Origin of the sequence: Olsenella profusa F0195 (assembly GCF_000468755.1) — a bacterium.
GTDB classification, from domain to species: domain Bacteria; phylum Actinomycetota; class Coriobacteriia; order Coriobacteriales; family Atopobiaceae; genus Olsenella_F; species Olsenella_F profusa.
The window spans coordinates 20,677-30,095 of sequence record NZ_AWEZ01000007.1; the positions used below are offsets into that span (position 1 = coordinate 20,677).

General features: G+C 64.3%; 10 protein-coding genes. All 10 read right to left on the reverse strand.

Annotated features, from left to right (window positions below):
• Positions 1 to 97: 97 nt before the first annotated feature.
• The gene (smpB, locus tag HMPREF1316_RS01100; RefSeq protein WP_021725043.1) at positions 98 to 589 is read right to left on the reverse strand and encodes an SsrA-binding protein SmpB; all 492 of its coding nucleotides are present in this window, start codon (positions 587 to 589) and stop codon (positions 98 to 100) included.
• Positions 573 to 1,436 (reverse strand): tetratricopeptide repeat protein, encoded by an 864-nt coding sequence (locus HMPREF1316_RS01105; protein WP_021725052.1) that lies wholly within the window; start codon positions 1,434 to 1,436, stop codon positions 573 to 575. The genes smpB and HMPREF1316_RS01105 overlap by 17 nt, the downstream gene beginning before the upstream one ends.
• Positions 1,437 to 1,475: 39 nt before the next feature.
• On the reverse strand, positions 1,476 to 3,521 hold the full coding sequence (rnr, locus tag HMPREF1316_RS01110; protein ID WP_021725038.1) for a ribonuclease R: 2,046 nt from the start codon (positions 3,519 to 3,521) through the stop codon (positions 1,476 to 1,478).
• A 107-nt stretch (positions 3,522 to 3,628) separates the two neighbouring features.
• Positions 3,629 to 4,552 carry a permease-like cell division protein FtsX gene (gene ftsX, locus HMPREF1316_RS01115; protein WP_040650755.1) on the reverse strand — a complete coding sequence of 308 codons (924 nt, stop codon included), beginning with the start codon at positions 4,550 to 4,552 and terminating at the stop codon, positions 3,629 to 3,631.
• Positions 4,539 to 5,630 (reverse strand): cell division ATP-binding protein FtsE, encoded by a 1,092-nt coding sequence (gene ftsE / locus HMPREF1316_RS01120; RefSeq protein WP_021725051.1) that lies wholly within the window; start codon positions 5,628 to 5,630, stop codon positions 4,539 to 4,541. Before ftsE ends, ftsX begins: the two co-directional genes overlap by 14 nt.
• A 218-nt stretch (positions 5,631 to 5,848) precedes the next feature.
• Positions 5,849 to 6,568: a hypothetical protein gene (locus HMPREF1316_RS01125; RefSeq protein ID WP_021725035.1), complete on the reverse strand. Its 720-nt coding sequence runs from the start codon at positions 6,566 to 6,568 to the stop codon at positions 5,849 to 5,851.
• An 84-nt stretch (positions 6,569 to 6,652) separates the two neighbouring features.
• A complete protein-coding gene (locus HMPREF1316_RS01130) occupies positions 6,653 to 7,390 on the reverse strand; it encodes an ABC-2 family transporter protein (RefSeq protein WP_021725058.1) in 738 nt (245 codons plus the stop codon).
• A complete protein-coding gene (locus HMPREF1316_RS01135) occupies positions 7,390 to 8,124 on the reverse strand; it encodes an ABC transporter ATP-binding protein (protein WP_021725034.1) in 735 nt (244 codons plus the stop codon). Before HMPREF1316_RS01135 ends, HMPREF1316_RS01130 begins: the two co-directional genes overlap by 1 nt.
• 28 nt (positions 8,125 to 8,152) lie before the next feature.
• A complete protein-coding gene (locus HMPREF1316_RS01140; protein WP_084620789.1) occupies positions 8,153 to 9,049 on the reverse strand; it encodes a helix-turn-helix domain-containing protein in 897 nt (298 codons plus the stop codon).
• A 76-nt stretch (positions 9,050 to 9,125) separates the two neighbouring features.
• Positions 9,126 to 9,419, reverse strand: a 294-nt coding sequence (locus tag HMPREF1316_RS01145; protein ID WP_021725047.1) for an ISL3 family transposase, incomplete at its 5' end; no start/stop codon positions are given.

The window sequence follows — 9,419 nt, forward strand, 5'->3', positions numbered from 1 at the left end:
GACCTGTGGCCCGACGCAGCGCCTCACCCCCTGTGAGGTCTGACCAAATGATACCCTGCCAACTACACTTTATTGCAGACCGTCCGGAGAATCCTTCTCAAAACGAGCGACTGCGCTCCTTCAGCGCACGCTGAATCTCGCGGTCGGAATCCCGCTTGGCCATGTCACGCCGCTTATCGTAGAGCTTCTTGCCCTTGCCGAGGCCCACGCACAGCTTCACGCGGTTGTGCTCGTCAAAGTACAGCTCGAGCGGCACGAGGGCGTTGCCCTTGGTACGCAGCCTCTGGTCTATGAGGGCGATCTGGCGCCGGTGCATGAGCAGCCTGCGGCGTCGGTCGGGATCGACGTTCCACACGCCACCGTTGGAGTAGGGATGGATGTGCATGCCCACCAGATAGACCTGTCCCTGGCGGATGATGCAGAACGAGTCGCTGATCTGACAGGGGCGCTCTCGGATGCTCTTGACCTCGGTTCCGGTCAGCTCGATGCCAGCCTCCCAGGTCTCGCCGATCTCATAGTCGTGCCGCGCCACCCGGTTCTTCGAGATGGTCCTCTTCTGGCGTCCGCCCTGCCTACCCTGCCGCGCCATCCGGATCCCCCTCCATATCCTCGTCCTCGCTGCGGATGAGCTGCATGAGGGCGAGGGCCGCCTCCTCGCCCACGAGGTCGCGCGCACGCATGGTGAGCGTGGTGGCAAGGTTGCGGTCGCCCGCCTGGGCAGCGTCGGTCGCGCACATCAACAGGCAGATGGCGATCTCCGCATTGGCGCCATCGGGCAGGCCCTCTGCCCCCAGAAGGTCACGCGCCTCCTCGTCGCTCACCAGGTCCGGATCGTGATCGGTACCAGCGGCCTGGTCGAGGGCGGCCCCTAGGCGGGAGTCCTCAGCATCCAGCCGCCGTGCCATGCGCAGGGCGGACGCGGCAACCTTGGGCTTCTCGCAGGCTGTGAAGTACTCGGCAAAGGTGAGGAAGGCACGCACCAGGTGTTCCGGCCTGCTCGCACGCTCGAACACCGTGAACGTGAGGGCCAGGTACTCCTGCATGTCCCCTGCGCGACGGTAGAGCTCCGCCAGGTTCAGACGGTGCTCACACGCCATGGGGTTCCACCGAATGGCCTGCTTGAGCGCCTCGATGGCGGTGTCGTAGTCGCCCTCGTGCGTACAGGCGAGGGCGAGGTCGCCATACAGTCGCGAGATGGGCTCCCCCACGTCCCGCAGCTCACGGGGATCGTCCTCCACGCGACGATAGGCCAGGCGGTCAAAGATGGTGGGAAAGCTGAACCACTGCACCTCATCGGTGGTGGGACAGTTGCGGTCGACGTACTCCTCGACATCCTCTGCCAGCCGTGCGAGAAGGGCCCGTGCGGCACCCGCCTCGCCCTGCAGGAGGTACCCCTCGGCCCGCATGATCTCCTCGTGCATGTCCGACTGTCCCACGCGCACTCCCTTGTGCGGCACCAAGCGCTTCCATCCTCCTTAGCTTACCCGCTTGGGGCGCTTTGCAGCCCCGTGCGCGAGCGTGAAGTCTATCTGTCCGCGCAGGGGAGTCGCCCCCGTTACGGTGACGGCGATGTGCCTGCCCACACGCCATGTATGACCGCTCTCCTCGCCTGTCAGCGTCAGGCGGGCCTCGTCATAGGCAAAGTACTCGTCGCCCAGATCGCGCACAGGCACCAGTCCCTCGGCGCAGCTGTCATCCAGCATGACGAAGAGCCCATAGCGCTCGCACCCCGTGACCACCCCCGAGAAGCTCTCCCCCACCCTGCGCGCGAAGAGCTCGGCCATCTTGACCTTCTGGGAGTCACGCTCCGCCGCGTCGGCCACGCGCTCTCGCTCGGAACTCGTGCGGCACAGCTGGGGAAGCTCGCGCACGATCGCCCGAGCCACCCTGCCGCCCAGGGCCCCGTCCATGAGGGAGCCCAGGGTGCGATGCACCAGCACGTCAGGGTAGCGTCTGATGGGCGACGTGAAGTGGCAGTACGCCTGTGCCGCCAGGGCATAGTGCCCCTCGTTATGTGGCAGATAGACTGCCCGCTTCTGTGCACGAAGCAGCAGCGAGTTCACCAACACCTCGGCAGGGGTGCCCGCCGCCTCCGCAAGCACGCGCTGGAGGGCCTGGGGATCGCCCGTCACAAGCTCCCGCCCCGCCTCCCCCGGCAGGCCCAGTTCCTGCAGGATGGGCACGGCAGCCTTCAGATGATCCGGCGATGGCCGCTCGTGCACGCGGTAGGCACAGGGTATGTCGCGGTCGGCCAGCATCCGGGCAACGCTCTCGTTGGCCATGAGCATGGCCTCCTCGATGAGGGCCGTGGCGCGGGTGCGCTCACGCACCACCACACCCGTGGGGTGTCCCGCATCGTCGAGCGTCACCTTGGCCTCGCGCGTGGCAAAGTCGATGGCACCGCGATCGTGACGGATGCGCTGACGCAGGCGTGCCACCTCGTCCAGCACGCGGATGGCGTCGGCAACCCCTTGCGCCCAGGCACGCTCACAGGGCAGGGCGCCCACCTCCAGCGTCCCCGCCAGCAGGGCGTCGGCCTGGTCGTAGGAGAGCCGCGCCTTCGACCTGATGAGCGATCGGCAGGGGTCGGCGCTCAGGATGGCACCCTGGGCATCCAGGCGCAGCAGCACGCCCATGGTCAGGCGATCCTCGCCCGGACGCAGCGAGCACACGTCGTTGCACAGGCGCTCGGGCAGCATGGGGATCACGCGATCCGCCAGGTATACGGAGCAGCCCCGACGTTTGGCCTCGTCGTCTATCGGGCTGCCCCAGGCCACATAGTGGCTCACGTCGGCGATGTGCACCTCGACCTCGTAGCCGCCATGCTCCAGCCGACGTGCCGCCACGGCGTCGTCGAAGTCGCGGGCATCGGCGGGATCGATCGTCAGCACACAGCGCTCGCGCAGGTCGCGACGGTGCGCATCGGCAAGGGCCGCGGGCACGTCCACGCACAGCGTCTCCGCCTGCGCGAGCGCCGCCTCGGGGAATGCCAGGGGCAGGTCGTGACTGGCCATGACGGTCTCCATCGCCAGATCGATGCCGGCCCCCGAGCCCAGACGACGCTCGATGGTCACGATGCCGGCGCTTCCCCGTGCGGGATACTCCAGAATGCGGGCCAGCACCACGTCTCCCGTGACCACGCCCCTATCCCGCGCGCTGGTGTCCTCGGGCAGCACGAAGAAGTCCCTGCGGATGCGCGCGTCCAGGGGCACCACCACGCCCAGGGGGTCCGCAACGTCATAGGTTCCCAGAAAGGTGGTCGTCGCATGCTGCAGCACGCCCTGCACGACGGCAAGGCGGGCGCCCCCATGACGCGTGACGAGGCTCACCTGCACCTCGTCTCCGTTCATGGCCTGGCGGACGCCGCCACGCGCCACGACAAAGCTGCCCTCGGGCGTGCTCACGGTGGCGGTTCCCGACGTACGCATGCGTATGGTGCCCGTCAGCAGCGTCCTGCGCCTACGGACCCCGCCGGTGCCCTTCCTCCTTGTGGAGCCATGCGGCCTTCGCGCGCGCCCCATACGTGCCTCCCTGCTGGCGCACCCATCCCCGTGGGATGTGCAGCCCTGACCAAGGGGGCGGCGCAGCCGTGAACTGCGCCGCCCCCTTCCCTGCCCTGTGAGGATCCCTATACCTTGAGATAGCGCCTCATGGCGATGGCCGAGCCAAACAGGCCCAGCACCAAGCCCACCACAAGCAGGGCAACGTACGTCCCGACAAGCGTGAGGATGGGGATCTCGAACGAGAGGAACGAGAGGCTCTCCTGCAGGCGTGGCAGGAAGACGCTCACGCCCACCTGAAGCACGATGATGGAAAGCACCGCTCCGATGATAGCCTCGAGCATGCCCTCGGCCAGGAAGGGACCGCGTATGAAGCCGTTGGAGGCGCCCACCAGACGCATGATGGCAATCTCGCGACGGCGTGCCGAGATGGCAAGGCGAATCGTGTTGTTGATGAACACGAACGCGATGAAGGCGAGCAGCACGACGAGCACCACGGTGCCCACACGCACGAAGGACGTGAGGTTGAGGAGCTTCTTGACCGTGTCGCGGCTGTACTGGATGGACTGCGTCACGTCGGCCTTGTCGGCGATCTGCTGGAAATCGGCATCCTCCGCAAGCTGGTTGGCGACACCCTCCACCTGGTTGGGATTGGAGAGACTGATGACCAGCGACGCCGGTAGGGGATTGTTGCCGTCGAGGGCGCTCACGACGCCGTCGACCGTCTGGTCGCCCATCTTCTGGCGATAGCTCTCGAGCGCCTGGTCCTTGCTCTTGAAATCGACGCTCTGCACATTGTCCCATCCCGAGATCTTCTCCCTCAGGGCATCGATGTCCGCCTGCGAGGCGTCATCGGAGAGGAAGGCCTGGATGGTCACCTGATCCTCCACGTCGCTCACCTGGCGGGCCAGGATGACGGACGCGAGGGAGAACAGGCCGATCACGAACAGGGACAGGAAGATGGTGACGATGGCACCCAGGACGGTCGACCAGTTGCGGTGGAAATGACGCCCCGCTTCGCGCATGGAGTAGCCGAAGTTAGAGAACACCATAGTTGCCGTAGCCTCCCCTCTCTTGGTCACGCACGATGTGGCCGGCCTCGAGGGCAATGACGCGCTTGCGCATGGAGTCGACCATCTCGCGGTCGTGCGTCGCCATGACCACGGTGGTGCCCGTACGGTTGATGCGATCCAGGAGCTTCATGATGCCCAGGGAGATGGCAGGGTCCAGGTTGCCGGTGGGCTCGTCGCACACCAAAAGCGGCGGGCGGTTGACCATGGCACGGGCAACGGAGACGCGCTGCTGCTCGCCGCCGGAGAGCTGGTCTGGGTAGTTGTCCATCTTCTCGGCCAGGCCCACGAGGCGTAGCACCTCGGGCACCTGGGCCTTGATGACGGAGCGGGGCTTGCCGATGCACTCGAGGGCGAAGGACACGTTCTCGTAGACCGTCTTGTCTGGCAGGAGCTTGAAGTCCTGATAGACGGTACCGATCTGACGACGCAGATAGGGAACCTTGCGGTTGCGGAGTCGTGTGAGCTCCTGGCCCGCCACCATCACCTTGCCGCTGGTCGCGCGCAGCTCGCGCGTGAGCAGCCTGAGGAAGGTGGACTTGCCGGAACCCGAGTGACCGACGACGAAGACGAACTCGCCGGGGTAGATGTCGAGGCTCACGTCCTCGAGCGCGGGCTTGTTGGGCTGGGCTGGGTAGATGTGTGTTACGTTTCTGAGCGAAATGGTGGGGGTGCCGCTGCGATCCACCGCAGGCGCGTCACTGTTGGCCAAAGGCGCAAAGACGCTCGTGAAGCCAGGCTGTGCCGTGATGTCATCCGAATCGTCGGCAACGGCAAGGTCGGTGCCGTCGGCGTCTGATTCCTCATCCTGGGTGGACGTTGCGTCCACGGGCTCGTCCGCGGTACTCAGCCTGTTGGCAGCAGAGCTCGCCTTCCACCTCGCCGCAGAGGGGAGGTCGGCCATGGCGGCCTCTACCTCTGCATCCGACACGTCGACGGCATCGGCCTTGGAGGTGGCCTCATCCTGCTGGCTCGGCTCCTCGTCCTGCTGTCGAGCCTCTGCCTGCTGGCTTGGCTTCTCGTCCCCCTGTCGCTCGCTGCTGCGAAAGTGGTTAGCCACACGTGCTCCTTTTCTCCGTAGCGAAAACTGACAGATACGATTCTTATTGTATCAAAGCAGCTGTAAGGCTCTACGGCCTGCACGTCAACCACAGAATGCCCCCAGGATCGGCCCTTGCTCCTGGGGAAGTCGGGTTCACCCATCCTGCCGGTGTCGCGGCACCCAGACACGAGAAGGCCTGCCCGCGCATGACTATCCCCCAGGCCCTTCGATTGCCCCTAACTCAACTCGCATCCGCGAAGGACAAGCCAGGACCCCCCTAGCAGAGAGACGACCCAAAACGCAGCGAACCCCTCGCCCAAAGCTACGTCTGCATAGGACAGGCTGCGCTCAGAGAGCCATCTCATGAACACTATTGGATGTGCCATGGCCAGCGGACACGAAGCTCCCCCCTGCACGAGCGTCATCATGATCGCGACAAGAGAGAAGAGCACCATTATCATGGTGATAGTTGCCTTGGCAGGCTCTTGTGCGAGCAACGCGATGAAGACGACAAGGAAAACGAAAACCGCAAGCGGAATGGCACAGGCCAGGATGTCACCAAAGATGTCCCATCCAGACCCTATGGTCTCATTGTAAGGGCCCATCACGCTCTCGCAGACGCGACAACCAAGCACACAGAGGGCAATCGACTCGAAGACAAATACGGCGCTCACGAGTACCAGCGAAGCATATATGTTGGCTCGGCTGCGTCCGGCACAAACCGCCGATCCAATTATTCTGGTTGAGAAACGATCGCTTACGCATGCCGTGGACATCAACACTCCGACGGAGACAGGAACGATGCCAATACCCGAGGCAAGACCGGACACCATGGGCGACCCAACGGTCTGTGGAAGGCGTATGGCCGCAATGACGCCAACGGCCATCGACGACACCGCACAGACAAGGAGAGACAATCCGTACTCTTTGACCGCAATGCGGCCCCATGTGCTCATGACATCCCTCCAAAAAAAACAGTGAGCGCCCACACCCTCCGTGACACCATCTCCTCTCATCAGACACCAGGCGCAGGCCGTACATCACTCTCTCCTCCTCACGGCAGCCATGGATCCCGCCATGCAGGCGCACAGCCACACGACGCCGACAAGGCATGAGAGGGTCTCGGGCACCTGTCCCGAACTGGCCCAATCAAGTGCCATGAGGGGTAGCCACGACAGGGCGGGCGTAGCCACGAGACCCCCCATGGACAATAGCCACTGAGTCCCGATTATTCCGCCAACGCAGGCCAGGGTGGCCCTCACCCGCCCCGTGAGGACCGCGACAAGCCCCGACACCGAGGCACACGCGAGCACCGACGACACGACCGCCAACGCATAGGGCAGAAAGGAGGAGGCGTCAAACTGCCTGCCACCCCACCCAACCGAACCCCACCCGCCATTGAGTAGGCAGCAGAGCAACGCATAGGCTACGGGAAAGGCCAGCGTGAGAACGAGCTCCATCAGATAGAGCACGACGAGCTTGGCGAGGAGCATCTGGGAGCGTGAGGCCCCGCTGACGACATAGGACTGGAAGGTCCGCCGCTCAAGGTCCCGCGCGAGAGAGGAGCCGCCAGACAGCGCGACGACCAGGACGACGCAGCCCACCCTCACAGCAACCGATGCCTTGACCAAGGCATCAAAACCCTTGAGGGAGTAGTAGTCTCCCCCCATATACATGAACTGGAAGAGGGCCACGATAATCGCAAGCACCAACAAGAACTGCCGCTCGTGGACAACCCTATACAGCTCCGCCCTCACCAGGCGTCCCACGACGCCCATCAGCCCCGCACCCCCGTGACTCGAGACAGGCAATAGTCCTCCAGGGATTCACGGGAACCACACATCTGCGTAAGCTCATCGTGGGTGTGCTCCTCCAGCACCCTGCCACCATCCATGAGCACGAAGTCATCCGCCAACTGGTGCAGTTCGGAGAGTATGTGGCTGGAGACGAGCAGGGTCACCCCGTGCTGGTCACAGAGCGCGCGCAACAGGGCCCGCACGTCCACCATGCCGACCGGGTCAAGGCCATTGGTGGGTTCGTCGAGAATGAGCAGGCGCGGGTTGCCCACGAGGGCCAGGGCTATGCCCAGTCGTTGGCGGGTTCCCAGGGAGAGGTGACGCGCGCGCCTGTCGCGGACGTCGGAAAGGCCAACCAGCTCGAGGCATCGGAGAATCTCGTCCCTGTCATAGCAGCCCTTCTGCAGCGCCCTCATGGTCATGTTCTCGATGACCGTCAGCCGTGCGTACACGGCTGGGCCCTCGATGAGGCACCCCATCCTCGCACGGCACCGGCAGAGTTCCGCCTCGCCGGTCTGCCCAAAGAGGGACACGGACCCCAACGTGGGATGGGACATGCCGCATATGATGCGCATGAGCGTGGTCTTGCCCGCGCCGTTCCGCCCGATGAGGCCATAGACCTTCCCCCGCTCAAGGCCGAGGCTCACATGGTCGAGCACCTGGATGTCGCGGAAGCGCTTCGAGACGTCCCTCACCTCAAGAACCAGCTCGCCCATGAATGCCCCTTCCCGAAAGGCCTGAGGACTACGTGTCCTCGCCGTGCGGGCTCACCTTCGTCTCGCTCTGCACGGCCCCGTTGTAGTGCTGCGTCGACACGAGTCGCCCACGCTGGTATGACGCCACCCCCAGAAAGACTGAAACCGCCAAGAGAATCCAAGTCAGTCCCGAAAGTGGCCACCAGAGGCTTGGCATCCAATCGCCCGCATACGAGCATACGAATGCCGCGCAGAACATAACAAAGGAAATTGAGTAGGTGATCGTCTGGCCAATATGTGCCTCATGCCTTTGCTCCAAGGTATGGAACTCAGCAATCTGACCATGGGATTCCATCATTTCATGGCGCTCGAGATGTGCCATGCGAAGCAGCAGCCCAGCGGCGGCCACCGTCAGCATCCACAGCACGAACGCGAGCGCCCTGGAGACGCCAAGTCCAACGCACAGGAAGGCCACGCCAAGGCCCAGGACGGGCACCGCACATCCAGACGCCAGAAGCAGGCAACGCCTTGTGGCATAGCGCTCATAGGCACGGGCCGCCGTGCCTTGGTAACTCGTGTCCTCGATGCTCCCCCACTCAGACGAACCCGCCTCTCCATCACCAGCAGGCACGTCGGGAGGGGGCTCAAGACACCTTGGCCGAACAGTCGCGGAGGCGCTGCCATATACCAGCTCGTCCATCGTGCAGCCAAACAGGTCGCACAGGCGAGCCATCCTCTCCAGGTCGGGGCGACTCTTGCCCGACTCCCACTTGGCGACGGACTGGCGACTGATGCCGAGCTCCTCGGCAAGCGCGGCCTGGCTCAGTCCTCGCACGGCCCTTCTCGCTTGGATGTTGTCCCCTATCGCGCCCATATCCCTCTCTAAGCCCGTTGTGCCACGATCTCTTCTTGCCTCTCCAATGTGGTCAGACATGCTCCCGTCCATCTCCCTGATGAGTCTTGGCCTCTTGAGCCACTCCCGCAACCAACCATGGGTTGCTTTTTTGGGCTCTTTACGGTTTCTAGTGGGTAGCGGTCGAGACGGCCAGCTGGGCCGAGAAGTCCAGGCGACCGAGCCTGAGGAATATCATCGTCTCGAAGTACCCGGTGTTCCTGAAGCCCCTCGCGGCCCTCTCGATGGACTGGACGATTGAGTTGAGCCCCTCCAGGATCGCGTTCGTCGAGCCCCTCCGCCACCAGTCGGGGATGCCCTCCCGCTCCTTGCGGAGCGTCCCCGCGACCACCTTCATCTCCGGGACGTTCGAGTGCATCATCCAGGAGCAGAGCCGGTCGAGCGCCCGCGCCGCGGACTCGCA